The 17,548-nt window shown below is 70.8% G+C and carries 18 protein-coding genes; 6 read left to right on the top strand and 12 right to left on the bottom strand.

All coding sequences use genetic code 11. The features are described 5' to 3' along the window. Positions 1-57 precede the first annotated feature (57 nt). The 4 genes from DMC61_RS10570 to DMC61_RS10555 all read right to left on the bottom strand — a co-directional run bounded on the left by DMC61_RS10570 (position 58) and on the right by DMC61_RS10555 (position 4,860). Positions 58-1,119 (bottom strand): NAD-dependent epimerase/dehydratase family protein, encoded by a 1,062-nt coding sequence (locus DMC61_RS10570; RefSeq protein WP_125688825.1) that lies wholly within the window; start codon positions 1,117-1,119, stop codon positions 58-60. Between the two features lie 11 nt (positions 1,120-1,130). Then, positions 1,131-2,714, bottom strand: a complete 1,584-nt coding sequence (locus DMC61_RS10565; RefSeq protein ID WP_125688823.1) for an NAD(P)/FAD-dependent oxidoreductase — start codon at positions 2,712-2,714, stop codon at positions 1,131-1,133. 45 nt (positions 2,715-2,759) lie between these two features. Continuing rightward, positions 2,760-3,821: a hypothetical protein gene (locus tag DMC61_RS10560; protein WP_125688821.1), complete on the bottom strand. Its 1,062-nt coding sequence runs from the start codon at positions 3,819-3,821 to the stop codon at positions 2,760-2,762. An 82-nt stretch (positions 3,822-3,903) separates the two neighbouring features. Further along, positions 3,904-4,860 (bottom strand): zinc-binding dehydrogenase, encoded by a 957-nt coding sequence (locus tag DMC61_RS10555; RefSeq protein ID WP_125688819.1) that lies wholly within the window; start codon positions 4,858-4,860, stop codon positions 3,904-3,906. Positions 4,861-4,938: 78 nt separating this feature from the next. On the opposite strand from DMC61_RS10555, the gene DMC61_RS10550 reads away from it, so the two are divergent. Continuing rightward, the gene (locus DMC61_RS10550) at positions 4,939-5,574 is read left to right on the top strand and encodes a TetR/AcrR family transcriptional regulator (protein ID WP_016333381.1); all 636 of its coding nucleotides are present in this window, start codon (positions 4,939-4,941) and stop codon (positions 5,572-5,574) included. Between the two features lies 1 nt (position 5,575). Here DMC61_RS10550 and DMC61_RS10545 read toward each other — a convergent pair whose 3' ends face one another. Continuing rightward, on the bottom strand, positions 5,576-6,217 hold the full coding sequence (locus DMC61_RS10545; protein ID WP_233594757.1) for a TetR/AcrR family transcriptional regulator: 642 nt from the start codon (positions 6,215-6,217) through the stop codon (positions 5,576-5,578). A 62-nt stretch (positions 6,218-6,279) separates the two neighbouring features. Between DMC61_RS10545 and DMC61_RS10540 the strand changes: the two genes are divergently transcribed. Continuing rightward, positions 6,280-6,639 carry a nitroreductase family deazaflavin-dependent oxidoreductase gene (locus DMC61_RS10540; protein ID WP_125688817.1) on the top strand — a complete coding sequence of 120 codons (360 nt, stop codon included), beginning with the start codon at positions 6,280-6,282 and terminating at the stop codon, positions 6,637-6,639. A gap of 93 nt (positions 6,640-6,732) precedes the next feature. Further along, positions 6,733-7,890: a serine hydrolase gene (locus DMC61_RS10535; protein ID WP_233594756.1), complete on the top strand. Its 1,158-nt coding sequence runs from the start codon at positions 6,733-6,735 to the stop codon at positions 7,888-7,890. Positions 7,891-8,009: 119 nt separating this feature from the next. Here DMC61_RS10535 and DMC61_RS10530 read toward each other — a convergent pair whose 3' ends face one another. Beyond that, positions 8,010-8,471 (bottom strand): universal stress protein, encoded by a 462-nt coding sequence (locus DMC61_RS10530; RefSeq protein ID WP_125688815.1) that lies wholly within the window; start codon positions 8,469-8,471, stop codon positions 8,010-8,012. After that, positions 8,468-10,018 carry an MDR family MFS transporter gene (locus DMC61_RS10525; RefSeq protein ID WP_125688813.1) on the bottom strand — a complete coding sequence of 517 codons (1,551 nt, stop codon included), beginning with the start codon at positions 10,016-10,018 and terminating at the stop codon, positions 8,468-8,470. The genes DMC61_RS10530 and DMC61_RS10525 overlap by 4 nt, the downstream gene beginning before the upstream one ends. An 80-nt stretch (positions 10,019-10,098) precedes the next feature. On the opposite strand from DMC61_RS10525, the gene DMC61_RS10520 reads away from it, so the two are divergent. Beyond that, positions 10,099-10,680, top strand: coding sequence for a TetR/AcrR family transcriptional regulator (locus DMC61_RS10520; RefSeq protein ID WP_072026315.1), 582 nt, complete (start codon positions 10,099-10,101; stop codon positions 10,678-10,680). Here the strand turns inward: DMC61_RS10520 and DMC61_RS10515 are convergent. Further along, on the bottom strand, positions 10,668-11,240 hold the full coding sequence (locus DMC61_RS10515) for a LysR family substrate-binding domain-containing protein (protein WP_233594755.1): 573 nt from the start codon (positions 11,238-11,240) through the stop codon (positions 10,668-10,670). The genes DMC61_RS10520 and DMC61_RS10515 overlap by 13 nt on opposite strands. Before the next feature lie 9 nt (positions 11,241-11,249). On the opposite strand from DMC61_RS10515, the gene DMC61_RS10510 reads away from it, so the two are divergent. Beyond that, the gene (locus tag DMC61_RS10510) at positions 11,250-11,717 is read left to right on the top strand and encodes a hypothetical protein (RefSeq protein ID WP_233594754.1); all 468 of its coding nucleotides are present in this window, start codon (positions 11,250-11,252) and stop codon (positions 11,715-11,717) included. A 15-nt stretch (positions 11,718-11,732) separates the two neighbouring features. Here the strand turns inward: DMC61_RS10510 and DMC61_RS10505 are convergent, their stop codons facing one another. The 4 genes from DMC61_RS10505 to DMC61_RS10490 form a co-directional block, all read right to left on the bottom strand. Next, positions 11,733-12,950 (bottom strand): glycosyltransferase, encoded by a 1,218-nt coding sequence (locus DMC61_RS10505; RefSeq protein WP_125688811.1) that lies wholly within the window; start codon positions 12,948-12,950, stop codon positions 11,733-11,735. 135 nt (positions 12,951-13,085) lie between these two features. Continuing rightward, on the bottom strand, positions 13,086-13,751 hold the full coding sequence (locus tag DMC61_RS10500; protein ID WP_125688809.1) for a response regulator transcription factor: 666 nt from the start codon (positions 13,749-13,751) through the stop codon (positions 13,086-13,088). A gap of 156 nt (positions 13,752-13,907) precedes the next feature. Then, positions 13,908-14,555 (bottom strand): TetR/AcrR family transcriptional regulator, encoded by a 648-nt coding sequence (locus DMC61_RS10495; RefSeq protein ID WP_125688807.1) that lies wholly within the window; start codon positions 14,553-14,555, stop codon positions 13,908-13,910. Then, the gene (locus DMC61_RS10490) at positions 14,552-16,807 is read right to left on the bottom strand and encodes a helix-turn-helix domain-containing protein (RefSeq protein WP_125688805.1); all 2,256 of its coding nucleotides are present in this window, start codon (positions 16,805-16,807) and stop codon (positions 14,552-14,554) included. Before DMC61_RS10490 ends, DMC61_RS10495 begins: the two co-directional genes overlap by 4 nt. A gap of 93 nt (positions 16,808-16,900) precedes the next feature. Between DMC61_RS10490 and DMC61_RS10485 the strand changes: the two genes are divergently transcribed. Then, positions 16,901-17,545, top strand: coding sequence for a LuxR C-terminal-related transcriptional regulator (locus tag DMC61_RS10485; protein ID WP_125688803.1), 645 nt, complete (start codon positions 16,901-16,903; stop codon positions 17,543-17,545). Positions 17,546-17,548 lie beyond the last annotated feature (3 nt).

Raw genomic sequence — 17,548 nt, 5'->3', positions numbered from 1 at the left:
TCCCAACTTCTAACGTTGCGAAAGTGGCTTTCGCAACACACCACCTTTGCCTTTCCCTCACTGACCGGCCGACTGGTCCTGGTGGCTCGGCCGCCCGAGCCGGATCCGGTCCCGTGGCGGGTCGAGGGGACGGCTGCCGCCGCGGCGCCCGGCGCGGATGGCGGCGAGGAGATCGGTGACGGTGGCCGCCGGATCGTGCCGCGGCCGCCAGCCGAGCTCCTCCCGCGCGCGCCGAGTGTCCACAAGGGACGCTCGATCGGCCAGGCGCAACCAGGACGGATGCAGCGGTTGCAGCCCCAGCCGCCAGCTCGGCCAGGCCAGTCCGGTCAGCAGTTTCAGCGGTACCGGGATCCTGATCCCGCCGGTCAGCCGTGCGAGGTCGCGGCTTTTCAGCACCGGCTCCCCGGCGAGGTTGAACGCCCCGGTCGCGCGGCGGTCGAGGATCGCCCGGATCGCTCGCGCCACATCGTCGGCGTGCACCACCTGCATCCGCAGTCCCGGCCACAAGGGCACCGGGAGCCAGTCGCCGCCGAGCGGCAACGGCGGCGCCAGCGGGCTGAGCAGCCAGCCGGAGAACTCGGCCGCCGCGTCCGGCTGCACGACGCCGCAGGGGCGGATCCGTGCCACCCTGATGTCCGGGAAACGACGGCAGAACTCGTCCAGCTGCATCTCGAAGGCCGCTTTTCCCATGCTGTAGGCACTTTCGGCGAGCCCGCCGCAGGGCCAGTCCTCGTCGACCTCCTGCCAGCGGTCGGCCGGGGTGTAGGCGGCGACCGAAGACGCGCACACGATGTGGTCCACGCCGGCGTCGGCCGCCGCGCGCAGGACGTTCGCGCTGCCCGCCATGTTGGTGCGGCGCATGGCCGGATCGTCCGCGCGTGGATGGATCGCCCAGGCGAGGTGCACCACCGCGTCCGCCCCGCGGAAGATCCCGGTCAGCTCCTCCCAGGCGTCGTTCGCGCCGACGTCCTGCTGGACCCAGCGGGCCGACGAATAGGGCGCGGTGGTCGTATCGGGCCGGTGGCGTGCCACCCCGATCACGTCGTGGCCTTCACCGCTCAGAACCCGGAGCAAGGCGGTCCCGATGTTCCCGCTCGCGCCGGTGACGACGATCTTCATCCGCTGCGTCCTCATCGGTAGACGGCGCGGTGCGCGGCACGCACCGTCGCCCGGTAGACGGAACCGGCCCAGCCGTCCCTGGCGAGGGCGGCCTTGGCGGCGTTCGACCCGGGCGCGCCGTGCACCGCCCCGCCGGGATGCGCCGACGCGGAGGCCAGGAAGAGCCGGTCGATCGGGGTGTCGGCCCGGCCGAGACCGGGGACGGGCCGGAAGAAGAGCTGCTGCTGGATCGCCGCGGTTCCGGCGTTGATCGAGCCTTCCACCAGGCTGTGGTTCCCTTCCTGCAACTGGACGGGTCCGGCGATCGCGCGGCCCACGATCAGGCTGCGGAAGCCGGGCGCGTGCCTCTCGATGACCTCTTCCATCCGGTCGGCGTGACGCCGCAACCGGGAGTCCGGCCAGGATTCGCCCCTCGGCACGTGGGTGTAGGCCCAGGCCGATTCGGTACCGGCGGGGGAGCGGGTCGGGTCGGCGGTGGTCATCTGCCCGAGCAGCAGGAAGGGATCACCGGGTACCCGCCCGCAGGCGAGATCGTTCGCGATTCCGGCGAGCCCGTCGAGGTCCGCTCCGATGTGGACGGTCCCCGCCTGCCCGACTTCGCTCGCGTTCCAAGGAATGGGTGAGGACAACGCCCAGTCCACCTTGATCGTGGCGTCGTCCCAGACGAACCGGTCCAGATCCGACACCAGCCGCGCGGGCAGGTGCTCGGCGCCGACGAGGTCCCGGTACAGCACCGGAGCGGGGACGTCGGCGAGCACGGCCCGGCGGGCGCGGACCCGTCGTCCGTCCGCGTCTCGGACACCCACCGCGCGGCCGCCCGAGAGTGTCACTTCGGTGACCGGCGTGCCGCAGACGATCTCGCCGCCCTTGGCGGTCAGACGGTTCACCAGCGCGTCGGTCAGCCGCCCCGCCCCGCCTTCGGGGACCGGGAACCCGACGTCCTGGCCGAGCATGGTCAGCAACCAGCCGAACACGCCGCTCCCGGCCTGGTCCGGGCCGAGGTCGGTGTGCATGGCGTTGCCCGCGAGCAGCACCCGCGCGCCCGCACCGGCGAATCTCTCCTTGCCGAGGCCGCGGGCGGTCAGCGTCAGCATCCTCGCCAGCCGGAGCGACTCCGCGGTGCCGAGCGTCTTGAGCAGCCGCGCCCCCGGCCGCACCGGCGGAAAGGGGCGCACGATCGCGTCCAGCAGCGGCTCGCGGAGACGCTGCCAGCTCGCGTGCTCGGCCCGCAGGTTGTCCGCGTCACGCTCGTCGAACTCCGCGACGGAGCGCGCGGTGCGTTCGAGATCACGAGACTGCAGGACGTACCGGTCGTCGGGCAGCACATGCGCCAGCACCGCCGGGGCGTGCCGCCAGCGCAGGCCGTGGTCTTCGAGGCCCAGCCGGGTGAGCACCCGTGACGCCGCTCCGAGCGGGTAGAAGGCGCTGTAGACGTCGTTCCGGAAGCCCGGCGCGGTGAGTTCTTCGGTGCGGACCGCGCCGCCGGGCTTCGGCGTCGCCTCGATGACCAGCGTTTCCCAGCCCGCGTCGGCCAGCAGGTTGGCCGCGACCAGGCCGTTCGGCCCCGACCCGACCACGACGGCGTCGACTTCCATGATCAGGGCATACCCCGGACGCGCGGATTCAATCCCTTCGGCTGTTCACGAGCGGTGCCAGGCGATCCCCCGATAAGTGGAACTGTCCGCGGCGAAGCCGTAGCCGGCGATGACGGTGCCGCCGGCGTTGATGTGCTGGGCCACGATCGCCGTGAGCCCGCGAGGTGACGGAAGCGGGCGCGGCGTCGCGTCCGCTTCCCAGCGGACCGGGCGCACCGTGCCCTGTCCGGCGGATTCGCCGACGACCGTCCCGGCGTCGTCGATGTCGAAACACGTGCTGGCGTCGTCCGAGGGCAAGGGCCGGAGCACGGTGGGGTGTCCGCCGGGATCCCAGCGCGCGCAGGTGCTCCGCCGGTCCGGGGTCACGCCCCAGCCGATCGCGACACCGCGCCCGCTGATCCGGACGAGCTGTCCCGCGGAGAATTCCGGTTCACCGGTCAGCAGGACTGTTCCGCCGTCGCGGTTCCACACCACGCCGTCGCCGAGAATGGCGCCGGAGTCGGTGATCCCGCACGCCATCGCGCGGCGCGGAGGCGGCAGTTTGCCGATCTTCCCGGCGGCCGTCCAGCGCACCGCCGTCCGGGTGCCCGTGCCGTTCTTCGCCGATCCGACGACCTCGTCCAGGCCGTTCAGGTCGTGCCCTTGCGTCTCGCCGTCGCCGGGAAGGGCGCCGAGTTCGACGGCCTCGCCGCCGGGTCCCCAGCGCAGCGCCCGCCAGCGGTAGCCCGGCCACATCACGTTGCCCAGCACCGATCCGCGAGCGTTCACCCGGCAGGCCGTGCCGGAGATCGCGCCGTCGGGGAGTTCGAGCGCGCGCACCCCGCCGTCGGGCAGCCAGCACACCGGCCGGAGAAGCTCGCCGACGTAGAGCGAGCCGACGGCGAGCCCCGCGGCGTTGACGCTGACCGCGCGGCCGCCGGAACAGCCGTCGAGGACGGGAAGGGGAGTGGGCGCGCCGTCACCGTCCCACCACACCGGGCGCGAACCCGACTCGCCCACGATCGTCCCCGCGTCGTTCACGCAGTAGGCGCCGGTGCCCTCGCCTTCGGAGAGCGGCCGCAGGTCGACCGCCGTGAAGCCGGGTCCCTCTGGCATCGGATCGGGCACGAGTGGGCAGCCTAGTGCGAGTGCGCACGCGATGGGGAAACTTGCACTGACCGGGTGACAGGGCGCTCCACAATGGACCTGTCTACGGGGTCAGCACTATCCTGCCGAACACCTCGCCGTCGTCCATCTTCCGGTGCGCCAGAACGGCTTTCTCCAATGGCAGCAGCTCGTGCACCACGGAACGCAGTTCACCGCGCGCCGCCGCGGCGAACTGGTCCGCACTCGCCGCCAGCCGATCCGGCTCGGGGATCGAGTCCGCGCTGAAGGCGGCGAACGACGGGGACTTCCGGAACGACGCCATGAGCTTCGCGCCGAAGTCCGACGGCGGCATTCCCGCGACCACGCCGACGACGACCAGGCGGCCGTTCGGGTTCAGCCGCTCGAAGAAGGACGGCATGTCCACACCGGACACGATGTCGATGATCACGTCGTAGCCCGCCGGGCCGTCGCCCGCGCCGGAACGGTCGAGGACGTGGGTCGCGCCCAGTTCGCGCAGGCGGTCGCCGCGTCCGGCCGACGACGTCGTCACCGCCACGGCGCTCGCGCCACCGCTCGCGGCGAGCTGCACGGCCATGATCCCGATACTGCCCGCCGCCCCGCGCACCAGCACCGATTCACCCGCCGCGAACTGGGCGTGGGCGAGCGCGAAACGTGCCACCATGCCCGAGGTCCCGAGCGCCACCGCGTCGGCCGCGGGCAGGTTTTCGGGGAGGGGCAGCACCTTCCCGGCCGGGATGGCGACCTGTTCGACGTAGCCGCCGCCCTCGCCGGTGAACGCCCAGACGCGCCGCCCGATCCAGGCCGGATCGACGCCGCCGCCGACCGCGGTGACGGTGCCCGCGACCTCGTTGCCGGGGATGTGCCCCTTCTGGAAACCGAAACCGGCGAGGGCGCCGCTCCGGATCACGGTGTCGACGCCGCCGACGCCGATCGCCTCCACGCCGATCAGCACTTCTCCTTCGGCGGGGACGGGGGAGGGGAGATCGATCACGGCGAGGCCCTCGGGGGCGCCGAACGTCCGGATCTCGACTGCGCGCATTTTCGTCTCCTGGTCGTCGATCACTGATGCGGCGGACGTTAACGGACGCCCCCGTCCGTTTTGGCTAAAGTGAGAGTGGTGACCGATCGTTTGCCTCGGATCCCGCGCTCCGACGCCCTGGACAACCGCGAACGCATCCTCGAAGCGGCTCGCGCGCTGTTCGCCACCGAAGGGCTGAACGTGCCGCTGCGGGAAGTCGCGCGCCGCGCCGGAGTCGGCCCCGCCACGCTGTATCGCCATTTCCCGACCAAGGAGATCCTGGCGACGGAGGCCTTCGCCGATCAGATGCGCGCCTGTCACGCCGTCGTCGACGACGGGCTCGCCGACCCCGATCCGTGGCATGGCTTCTGTTCCGTGATCGAGAAGATCTGCGAGCTTCACTCGCGCGACCGTGGTTTCACGGCCGCCTTCGTCTCGGCCTTTCCGAAGGCGGTGGACTTCACCGCGGACCGCGACTACGCGCTCAAGGCGATCGCCGAGCTGGCGGGCCGGGCCAAGGACACCGGGAAACTGCGTCCCGACTTCGTCCTCGACGATCTGATCCTCATGCTCATGGCCAACAACGGGATCCAGGCCGCTTCGGCCGCCGCGCAGGTCGCGGCGTCCCGGCGGTTCGCCGCGCTCGCGATCCAGGCCTTCCGGGCCGTGCCCGAGCCGTCACCGCTGCCGCCGGTGGCGCGGCTGGCCCTCGTGATGCCGGGCTTGACCCGCTGAGTCATTTCCGGCGGGCTTCGAGGCCTTCCAGGATGAGGTCGAGGCCGTAGTCGAATTCGCTCGCGTGGTCGTAGCCCGGTTGCTGAGCGTGGCCGGTGATCACCTCGGCCAGATAAGGGAATTCGTCCGGCGGCAGGTGCTCCAGGATGTCGTCCGCCACCTCCGCGACCTCCTCGCTCGCCGGGAGATTCGCCTCCTGCAACACGAAACCGCCGATGTAGCTGTCGATGAGCGAGACCGCGTGCACCGCCATCGGGAGCGTGAAGCCGGCCCGCCGAAGCACGCCCAAGACGGCATCGTGGTGGCGCAACGTCGCCGGGCCGGGATTCCGGCGGGAGTCCACGAGACCGAGTGCCCAGCTGTGCCGCGACAGCACCGCGCGTGCGGACGAAGCGCGTACGCGGATCGCCTCACGCCAGTCGCCGGATCCGGTGTCCGGCAGCTCGATCGCCGCGAACACCGCGTCGACGACGCCGTCGAGGATCGCGTCCTTGTTCGGCACGTGGTGATACAGCGACATGGCCTCGACGCCGAGGTGCTGCGCGACGCGGCGCATCGTCATCGCCTCCACGCCGCCGCGATCGGCGACTTCGATCGCGGCTTCCAGCACACGTTCCCTGGTCAGTGATCGGCGAGGCGGCACGTTGACAACCTTACAGCTGTAAGCCAGCCTTACGGGTGTAAGGCCACCGAAAGGAGAGCACGATGCCGATGCCGAGATGGTGGGGACACGTCAACAAACGGGTCTTCAACCCCCGCGCGATCGCCGGCGGGAAGTACCCGGTGCTGATCCACACCGGCCGCACCTCGGGAAAGACCCGCCACACGCCGCTCGACGCGCATCCCGTCGACGGCGGCTACCTGTTCGTGCCGGTGTACGGCCCGGAGGTGGACTGGGTGCGCAACATCATGGCCGCGGGCGAAGCGCGGCTCCGGATCGACGGGCGGGAAGTGGATCTCGTCGGCCCCAGGCTCGTCGGGGCGGACGAATTCCCCGACGGCGTGACCAGGCCGCCGAAGTTCCTCCGCCTCGCCGTTTTCCTCCGGATGGACCTCAAACCCTGAGGATCCCCTGTGCTCCATTAGTACCAGGGAGGGAGGCGACATCGTCCTCCAAGCCGATGCCCGGTGCGCCCGCGGCTTCGTAGTTTTGCCGGTATGAAACGAACTTCAGTGGTCATCGCCGTACTCTGCGCGGCAACGCTCGTTTCCCCGGCCGTCGCGTCCGCGGCGCCACCGCTGCACCGGACCCTGCAACGCGACGCCGACACGCTGGTGGCGAACGGTTCGCCGGGTGCGCTGGTGGAAGTGAGCACGGACAAGGGAAGCGTCAAGGTGCGCAGCGGTCACGGCGATCTGCGGACCAGGACCCCGATGCCGTGGAACGGCCACTTCCGGATCGCCAGTTTCAGCAAGACCTTCCTGTCCGCGACGATGCTCCAGCTCGTCGGTGAGGGACGGCTTTCCCTGGAGGACACCGTGGACCGGTGGCTGCCCGGGATGGTGAGCGGGAACGGCAACGACGGCAAGGCCATCACCATCCGGCAGCTGCTGCAGCACACCAGCGGCCTGCACGACTACATGGCGGAACTCGACCTCTTCACCGAGAAGGGCTTCCTGCGTCACCGGTTCGACGAGCTCAGCGCGTCCGAGGCGGTGAAACTGGCGGTCGGCAAGCCGCCGGAGTTCGCGCCGGGGACGAGCTGGGGCTACTCCAACACCAACTACGTGCTCGCCGGTCTGGTGACCGAGAAGGTCACCGGCCGGGACTGGCGGCAGGCGATCATCGACCGGATCGTCCGTCCGCTGGACCTGCGCGAGACCACCTTGCCCCACACGTCGCCGTTCATCCCGGCGCCGCACGCGCGGGGCTACGACCGGTTCGTCGTCGAGGGCTCGAACCCGCCGCAGCTCGGACGGCGGGTGGACGTGACGCTGATGAATCCGTCGATCGGCGGGGGAGCGGACGGCTCGATCAACAGCACCACCGAGGACGGCAACAAGTTCCTGCGGGCGCTGCTGGGCGGCAAGGTGCTCAAACCCGCGCTGCTGGCCGAAATGAAGAAGACCGTGCCCGCGCCGGGGCTCGGCGAATACGGGCTCGGCCTCCAGAAGACGACCAGCTCCTGCGGCGCTTACTGGGGCCACGGCGGCGCGCTGCCCGGCTATCTGACGGGGAACGGCGTGACCGAGGACGGCAAGCGCAGCGTGATGGTCTCGCTGAACACGCTCACGCCGTACAACCCCGGTGCCCCGCTGCCGGAGGTGCATCCGATCGAGCCGGTGATCGACCACGCGCTCTGCGGCCGCGGCTGATCGGCCCACCCGGGCCAGGCGATTCGAGTGTGGAGGATTCGGGACATCTGACGTCCCAAATCCTCCACGCTCGACCGTGCCGCGGCGAGCGTGGGCGGACTTTCCTGGGCGGCCGGTCGTCAGGGAACGACCAGCACCGGCCAGTGCCCGGTCCTGATGAGCTTGGTCGCGACCGACCCCGCGAACCGGTGGCCGGCCTGCTGTGAGGCGCCGACCACGACGGTGTCGACCTGGCTGCGGTCGGCGGTGTCGCGGAGCGCGGTGTACGGATCGCCGAACGTCTTCAGGAAACTGACCGGCACTTCCAGCTCTTCGGCCGCCGCGCGGATCTGCTCGCGGAGCTCTTCGTAGAGCCGCGCCGCGGTGTCGAGTTCCACCGTCGCCGCGACAGCGGGACCGAGCGACGGACGGCAGACGAAGGCGACGATCAGCCTGCCGCCCTCGCGCCGGGCCATGCCGAAGGCGAAGGCGGCCGCCCGCATCGCCGTGTCGGAGCCGTCGACGCCGGCCAGGATGGCCCGCCCCGCGTGGTGCCGGGGCGGGCCGAAACGCTCCACAGTGGACTCGAAGGCCCCGTTCATCGCGCGACCGGGACTTCCGGCTCCGTCTCCACGTCGAGCGTGGTGCGCAGGGTGAGCGGCTTGAGCAGCAGTGCCGCGATCACCCCGACGACGCCCACCGCCGCGGAGATCAGGAAGATGTGCGCGGTCGCGTCGCCGTACACGGTGTGCACGATCGTCTGGACCTCCGGCGGCAGCGCCTTGAGGTTCAGCGCGCTGACGCCGCCGGTCGACGCCTGACCCGCCGGCACGTGCAGCGCGGCGGACAGATCGGCGGTGACCCGGTTCGCGAGCACCGCGCCCAGCACCGAGACGCCGATGGTGCCGCCGAGCGACCGGAAGAAGGTCACCGACGCGCTCGCCGCGCCCAGATCCCGCAGCGGCACGGTGTTCTGCACGGCGAGGACGAGGTTCTGCATCGTCATGCCGACACCGACGCCGACCACCGCCATCGCGATGCCCACCAGCCACAACGGTGAGGCGTGGTCGACGGTGCCCAGCCCGAGGAAGCCGATCACCAGGGTGATCGTGCCGGCCACGATGTACGGCTTCATCCGTCCGGTGCGGCTGATCAGGCGTCCGGACACGGTCGAGGAGACGAGCACACCGCCCATCAGCGGAATGGTCAGCAGACCGGCTTCGGTGGGGGAGTAGCCGCGGCCGACCTGGAAGTACTGGCCGAGGAACACCGCGCCGCCGAACATCGCCATCCCGACCGCGAGGCTCGCGACGATCGCCAGCGCCGGGGTGCGCTGGGTGATGATGTGCAGCGGGACGACGGGTTCGCGGACCTTCCGTTCCACCAGCACGGCGAGGACGAGGAGCACGACGCCGCCCGCCACCATGACGGCCGTCTGCCAGGACAGCCAGCCGAAGCCGTTGCCCACGAACGAGACCCAGATCAGCAGCACACTCACGCCCGCGGCGATGAGCCCGGCGCCGAGGTAGTCGACCTGGACGTTCTCGCGGCGCACGGTCTCCAGCTTCAGGGTCCGCTGCAGCACGATGAACGCCGCCACCGCGATCGGCACACCGACGAAGAAGCACCAGCGCCAGCCGAGCCACGGCACGTCCACGATCAGGCCGCCGAGCAGCGGTCCGCCGACCGTGGCGACCGCCATGACCGCGCCGAGGTAACCGTTGTAGCGGCCGCGTTCACGCGGCGGGATGATCGCCGCGATCACGACCTGGACCAAGGCCTGCAGGCCGCCGACGCCGATGCCCTGGAACGCGCGGGCGGCGATCAGCTGTCCGGTGTTCTGGCTGAACCCGCTGATCGTCGAGCCGATCACGAAGATCACGATCGCGATCTGCACCAGCGTCTTCTTGTTGAACAGGTCGGCGAGTTTGCCCCAGATCGGCGTGGTGGCCGTCGCCGCCAGCAGGGTGGCGGTGACCACCCACGTGTACTGCGTCTGCGTGCCGTTCAGCGAACCGATGATCAAGGGCAGGGCGGTCGACACGACCGTCGAGCTGATCATCGCCACGAGCAGCGCGAGCAGCAGACCGGACAGCGATTCGAGCACCTGGCGGTGTCCCATCGCCTCTGACGGTGCCTCGGTCTTCATGGCATCCTTTCGAGCGACTTTGTTGCTCATTGTGCAAACTTGCACAGTGGGAACTTTATTCCCGTCGCTACGCTGTCCTGGTGGACACCCTCGACACGCTCCGCACCCGCAAGAAGGCGGCGACGCGGCAATCACTGCACGAGGCCGCGCTCCGGCTGGCGATGGAGCACGGTCTCGACGGTGTGACCGTCGAGGACATCGCCGACGCGGTGGGCGTGTCCCGCCGGACCTTCTCGAACTACTTCGCGAACAAAGAGGACGCGATCCTGCACGCCGACCGCGAGCGCACCGGGCTGCTGGTGTCGCTGGTCGAAGGCAGGCCGCCCGGCGAAAAGCCCTGGCAGGCGCTGCGCGCGGCGTGCCGTGAGCTGTACCGGGCGCATCCCGTCCCCGACCGCGAGTGGGTGGCGCAGCTGCGGTTGCTGCGGCGGCATCCGTCGCTGCTCGCGCGGCAGGCGGGCGACCAGTTCGCCCTCGAACGCGATCTCATCGCGGTGCTGCTCGCCAGGGGGCACGGCCTCGATCAGGAGCTGGCCAGGCTCACCGCGGCGACCTTCCTCGCCACGCTCCGGACGGGGAACGTGTTGTGGCTGGAAGGCCCCGAGGAGCAGCCGCTGCCCGAACTGGTCGATCGGTTGCTGGGCCGCGTTCAGCTGCGGTGACCGAGGGCGTACGCGGTCGTCGCCACCGTGGTGGCCGCGCGGACGAAGGCGGCGACGGCCGGTGAGCGGGAGTCCCGCGGCCACAGCACGGCGAGGGTCGTGGGCTCCAGATCGTCGACGGGCAGGTACGTGATGCCCGCCCGGCGGTAGCGATCCGCCACCGAGACCGGCAAGAAGCAGACGATGACCCCGAGTTCGACCAGTTTGAAGATCTGCGTCAGATCCGAGACGGGACCGTGGGGTGCCGCGGTGGCGGGCGGACCGGCCGAAGGACCCTGGCCGGCGGGCGCGCCGTCGGGGAGGAGCCGGCCTTCGAGATCCGCCAGGCTCAGCCGCGACCTGGCCGCCAGCGGATCGTTCGCCGCCAGCGCCACGAGCCGGGGTTCGGTCAGCAGCGGCTCGAAGTCCAGCCGGTGCGCGTCGAACGGGGACGGCACGAGCGCCACGTCCGCCCGCCCGTCACGCAGTTGCGACGGTTGTTCGCCCCGGCCGCCGAGGACCAGTTCGATCGGCAGGGCACCTTCTTCGGCCTCGTAGGCCTCGATGATCTTCGGCAGCAAGCCGGCGTCGTGGTCGGCCTTGAGCGCCAGCCGCAGCCGGGGGTCGGGGCGGCCCGCTGGCAGGCCGGATCGATCGGCGGAGACGGTGTCTTCTTCGGTCCGCTTCCCGGCGACCTCAAGGCGCCGACCTGCGCCACCCGCGACATCGCCGACGTGGCGGCGAAATGGCTGCTCGACCGGTCGTGGCAGGGTGTCGCCGACGTTCCGGTCCTGGGCCCGGAAGACCTGTCCCAGAACGATCTCGCGGAGATCATGTCGGAAGTTCTCGGACGGCCGGTCCGCTATCAGCGGGTCTCCATGGACGCCTTCCGCGCGACGCAGCTCGAACACGGCTGGTCCGAGGCGATGGCCCAGGGCATGGTCGACATGATGGCCGCGAAGGAGGCGGGTATCGACAACGCCGAGCCGCGGACCCCGGAGGCCACCACGCCGACCACCTTCCGTCAGTGGTGCGAGGAGTGCTTCAAAGCCTCGTGAGCGGTAAAGACGGTTCTAACCGTTCTTGACACTCACGAGCAGTTTCGCGGCCACCGTCGCCCCGTCGGTCCGGATCGTGTCCGCCACGGCCTTCGCCCGCGCGCCGGTCCCGGGGGAGAGGGCCGTGGTGAGCGCGGCGGTCAGGGATTCGACGGTCGGCAGCGGATCCTGGTGTGCCACACCGATTCCCAGCTCCGCCACCCGTCCGGCCCAGAACGGCTGGTCCGCGATCCGGGGGACGACCACCTGGGGCGCGCCCGCCCGGGAGGCCGTCGTCGTGGTGCCCGCGCCACCGTGGTGCACGACGGCGGCCACCCGGCGGAAGAGCGCCTGCTGGTTGACCTCGCCGACGACGAAACAGTCGTCGGCGTCGTCGATCGACGACAGACCCGCCCAGCCACGGGCGAGCAGGATCCGACGGCCCAAGGCGCGAGCGGACTCGATGGCCACCCGGGCGATGTCCTTCGGCGCGTACGCGGCCATGCTGCCGAAGCCCACGTACACCGGCGGCTCACCGAACTCGAGGAATTCCTCGAGTTCGGCCGGGAGCGGCCGGTCGTCGCGCCGGATCCACGCTCCCGTCGGGACGAGATCGAGATCCGTCATCCCCTCCGACGGGCACAGCACCGGGTCCGCCGCCAGCCACGGCGAGCCGGTGAAGACATGATCGCGGACGTTGTCCACCGGCGGCAGCCCGATCGCCGCCCGGTGACGGTTGAGCGCCCCGCCGTACAGGGCGTTGACACGTTCGGCGTCCTGCCGCCACAGCACCCGGTTGTCGGTCTCGCCCTCCGGCGACGGCGTGCCCGGCCGCACCCCCGGGGCGAAATGCCGCGACGGCAGCCCGAAGGTGTGAAAACACGCGTACACGTAGGGAATCCCGAGTTTCTCGGCGACGTCCCGCGCGCCGGCGGGCAGCAGGCCGGTCGCGAGGATCGCGTCGCACCCTCCTTCCGCCGCGGCGGAAAGCGTTTCGAACCGGGCGGCCACCAGCGCCGGGGCGAGCTTCAGCGCGTCTTCCCCCGTCGGCGGTTTCGGTCCGGCGACCACCGAGTGCACCGTCGGGCCGAGCGGCACCCAAGGAACATCGACCTGTTCCAGCAGTTTCACGAATTCCTCGTCCGGGGGCGCGCACACCGTCGCCTCCTCGCCGAGTTCCCGCAAGGCGATCGCGAGCCCCAGCAAGGGTTCGACATCCCCGCGCGACCCCCATGACGTAAGCAAAAAACGCATTTCGCGACTCCCCTTTTCCCGCTGTTTCCGGCCTTCGGCGGGCAATTCTGGGGGATGACCGGGGCCTTGCCGCAAGCCCCCATGTCCGCTATAAGTTGAAGGGGGCGGGAAAATGCGTCCACTTCGGACGCTTCGTCAGATCGAGCCGGTACGCAACGCGAAGGCGACGGCATGCGTGCGGTTGTGCAGGCCGTATCGCGACATCACCCGGTGGAGGACGTTTTTCACCGTGCTCTCCGAATAGGCGAGTTTCGCCGCGATCTCCTCCGTGCCATGGCCGTCGGCCAGCAGGCGGAGCACCTCACGTTCCCGGTCGGACAGCCCGGACAACGCGAGGCCGTTGGGGACCAGCAGGTCCTCCTGTATCCGTTCGAGCTGGGAGAGCAGACTGCCCTGCAGCCGCGGCGGCAACGCGCCCGCGCCCTGGCTGACCGCGAGGATCGTCCGCACGAGATGTTCGCTGTCGAGGTCGCGTCGCGGCAGCAGGGCGGCCATGCCGCATTCGATGGCCGTCATCAGGACCTGGACCGGGAAGTGGTCGGTGACGATCACGCATCTCGGTGGTGCCGGGAGGGTCGACGCGGCGCGAACCTGGCGCAGGAAGGCGAAAACCCCGTCGCCGATCGAGTCGCCGACGGTCACGACGACCTCGGCGGCCCCGAGGTCGGTGTCGGGCAGCACGTCCAGCCGCTCGTCGGCGCCGAGGATGCTCGTCGTGCCCAGCCCGGCCAGCAGATCCGGGGCGTGCACGGCGACTCTGACGCGCTCGGTCCTCCTGTTGATCTTCTCCCCGTGAATCATGATCGAAGTCCCCCCGAAGCGCCCGGATAACGATGTTAGTAGCTCTTGCGGTACTTAGAAGCTATAACGTTACAACGTTGCATGTCAATCGTGGCAACGTCACTGGGCAAGACGCCCGAGAGGCGGGAAAGGTTCACCGCGACGGCGATCGGCCGGTCACCGGTTCGTGAGGTCGTCCAGTTCGTCCGAGATCAACAGATCGGGGTCGAATTTCATGCCGGTGAAATGGCCGGCGAGTTCGAGCGAGAGCACGCCGTGCAGACGGGTCCAGAAGGCGAGCGCGCGACGGAGGGTCGCGGACGGGGCCGGATCGTCGCCCGCCCAGTCGCGGTGACTGTCCAGATGTTCGTCGAACGGGGTTTCCGGGCCCTCCACGGGGATCGCGCGGCACGCTTCCAGCAGCACGGCCATGACCTCGCTCGAAATGGCGGTGGTGTCGTCGGGCGCGTGGTAGCCGGGGACGGGCGTGCCGTAGATGAGGAAGTAGCGTTGCGGGTCGCTCCGGGCCCAGTCCCGGATGGTGACGGCGAGCCCGGCCAGATCGGCACCGCCGTCGAACGCCGCCCGGACGGTGTCGGCGAGGCTCCGGTACGCGTCGCGGATGAGCGCGGTGACGAGGTCGTCGCGGCTGGCGAAATACCGGTACAGGGCGGGACCGCTCATCCCCACCTGTTTGGCGATCGCGTTGAGCGACAGCGCGGGCACCCCGGCGGTGGCGATCTGCTCCCACGCGTGCTGCTTGATCTCCGCGCGCACCTGGTCGCGATAGCGCTCCCGCGGGCTCTGCCCGTCCGCGTTGGTCATCGGCCCTCCCGCTCCGTCGGCCCGAAGGGTAGCAGCGCCAATTCGGCCGAAGCCTGTTCCCGCCACGCGGCGAACGACGGTCCGGGGGAGAGTTCCACGGCCAGCGTCAGGCATTCCCTCGCCTCGTCGAAGGCGCCTGCCTCCCGCCAGGCGTGTCCTTCCCGGATCGCGCTGACCACTTCCAGGCCACCGAAACCGCCTTCCCACGCGAGCCACCGGCTGGCGCGGTACTGGATCGCCGCCTCCCGCCATTCGGCGAGATCGCCGACGACGTCGCCGATGGCGCGCACGGTCAGGGTCTTCAGCAGCCGATGGAAATCGGGGTACGTGTCGCCCGCCAGCCGTTCGGCGTCGGAGAGCACGGCCCGGTGCACGGCGAGCGCCTCGGTATGCCGCCCGGCGTTGAGCAGCGCGCGCCCGTACATGTTCCGCGCGGTGGTCTGCCCGTCCCAGAACGGCAGTTCGTACGCCAGCTCGTACCCGCGCTTCGCGAACTCGAACGCTTCGTCGCCCTGCCCGGTCAGGCGCAGCACCTGGCCGAGGTAGATGCACGCCCAGGTCTGCTCGACCTGGTCGCCGATCCGGACGGCGATGTCCAGCGCGCGGCGATGCCGCGCCACGGCCTCCTTGTCGTCACCGAGACAGATACTGGCGGCCCAGCCGACGAAGTTGAGCAGTTTCACCTCGGCCGCGGCGTCGCCGAGCTCGCTCGCCGCGGCCGCGCCGAGCGAGAAGATCTCCCACCACGGCTGCTGGGCGCTCCGACCGTCTGAGTACCAGTGCAGCGCGATCGCGAGGTCGCGGACCTCCTGATGCCGCCCCCGCCGCGCCCCCAGCCGGTGCGCGGCGACCCAGTTCCCGCCTTCGACGTCCAGCCAGCGGGCGGCCTCGTCCCGCGAGCCGAACCGGCCGGTCTCGGATGCCTTGGGATAGAACAACCTGGCCGCTTCGGCCGCCTTGCCGAGCAGATGGGCGAGCACGATGTCGCGCGCGGCGGGGTCCTCCTCCGCCTCGAACCGTTCCTCCGCGAACAGGCGGATCAGGTCGTGGAACTGATGGCGCTCCGGCTCCGCCGTCGTCTGAAGGAGGCTGGCGTCGACGAGTTCGTCCAGATGATCGCGGACGTCGGCGGGGGCCGCACCGGAGACGACGATCGCCAGCTCCAGGCCGAAGTCGGCGCCGGGGACGGTCGCCAGCAGGCGGAACAGCCGTCGTGCCTCGGCCGAGACCGCGCGATACGACAGGTCGAAGGCCGAGCGCAGTTGCAGATCGCCCGCCGCGAGCGCCCGCAGCCGGGTGCTTTCGTCGCGCAGCCGGTCGGCGAGCTGGGCGAGGGACCACCGCGGCCGGGTGGCGAGCCGGTTGCCCGCGATCCGGACCGCGAGCGCCAGGTACCCGCACAGTTCGACGAGCTCGCGGGCCGCGGCGGGCTCCGCGTCGATCCGGTCGGTGCCGATGATCCTGGCGAGCAGGCCGGTCGCGCCGTCGTCCGACAGCGGTTCGAGGCCCAGCCAACGGGCGCCCTCCAGCCCGGCGAGCGTGCGGCGGCAGGTGATCAGGGTGAGCGAGCCGGGCCCGGCGACCAGCAGCGGGCGGATCTGCGCCTCGTCCGCGGCGTTGTCGAGCAGCAGCAGGACCTTCCGTCCGTCGAGCAGCATCCGCAGCAACGCCGACCGTTCGGCTTCGGAGGCGGGCACCTGTCCCGGCGCGACGTCCAGCGCGCGCAGCAGCCGGTCGAGCGCGGCCCGGGCGCTCAACGGTTCCTCGTCCATCCCGCGCAGATCCACCGCGTAGCCCCCATCCGGGAACTCCGCGCGCCACAGATCCGCCGCGGTCACGGCGAGCGCGGTCTTCCCGACCCCGGCCTGCCCGACGATCGCGACCACGCCACCGCCCTCGGCGACCTTCGCGGAAAGCTGTTCCAGCTCGCTTTCGCGGCCGGACAGGTCCGCAGTGGGCGCGGGCAGCGCGCAGCTCGCCGCAGCCTGGGCGGCCAGCGCCGGATTGCGGCGCCGCCCCTGTTTCGCGACGGTCAGGAAGAATTCACGGTCACCGCCGGTCAGGCCGAGCGCGTCGGCCAGCACCTCGGCGGAGCGTTGCTGGGCGGCCCGCGCGCGGCCGCGCTCCAGTTCGCGCAGGGCGCGGACACTGATCCCGGAGGCCTCGGCCAGCCGCCCCTGTGTCCATCCCGCGGCCCGCCGGTGTTCGAGCAGGAGCTTGCCGAACACCGACCGCGTCTCGTTCGCCTCCACCGCGGTCCATTCAACCGGCAGGCTTGCGCTGACGGAAAGCTGCCCCCTGCTTCCGCTTGTCCCGCCTTCTCCGGGCCCGGTTACCTGGAAGGCATGTCGACGATCATGACGACGCCCGTCCGCCCGGTCGTCCGGGGCGGGGAGCGGCGGGAGATCCGGGTCGCCGTGCACGCCGGTGATCCGCTCGTCCTGGCGGGGTTGCGCAGCGCGCTCGGCGGCGGCCCCGGCATCACCTTGCGCGACGACCCGGCGAAGGCCGACGTCCTCGTCGCGGTCGCGGGCGACGCCCCGCGGCGCATCCCGGCCGGATCGGCGCGGCTGGTGCTGGTGGCCGATCACCCCAACCAGGCCGAGCTGTGGGCCGCGGTGGAGCGCGGGCTCGCCGTCGTCGTCGCGCGTTCCGAGGCGACGCCGGGCCGGTTGCTGCGCGCGGTCGCCGATGCCCACGCCGGCCGGGGCGATCTGCCCGCCGATCAGCTCGGCAGTCTCCTGCACGGGATTTCGCGGCTGCACAAGGAAGTCCTCAAGCCGCGCGAGCTCACGCTCAGCGGTCTGTCGCCCCGCGAGACCGAGGTGCTCCGCTTGCTGGCGGAGGGATTCGACACCGGCGAGATCGCCCGGCGGGTGGCCTACTCCGACCGGACGGTGAAGAACATCCTGCACGGCCTGCTCAGCCGGTTCAATCTGCGCAACCGCACCCACGTCGTGGCGTACGCGCTCCGCGAAGGTCTCATTTGAGCG

Source organism: Amycolatopsis sp. WAC 04169, assembly GCF_003947535.1.
In the GTDB taxonomy this organism is placed as follows: Bacteria; Actinomycetota; Actinomycetes; order Mycobacteriales; family Pseudonocardiaceae; genus Amycolatopsis; species Amycolatopsis keratiniphila.
This window is presented reverse-complemented; position numbering and strand designations above follow the sequence as displayed.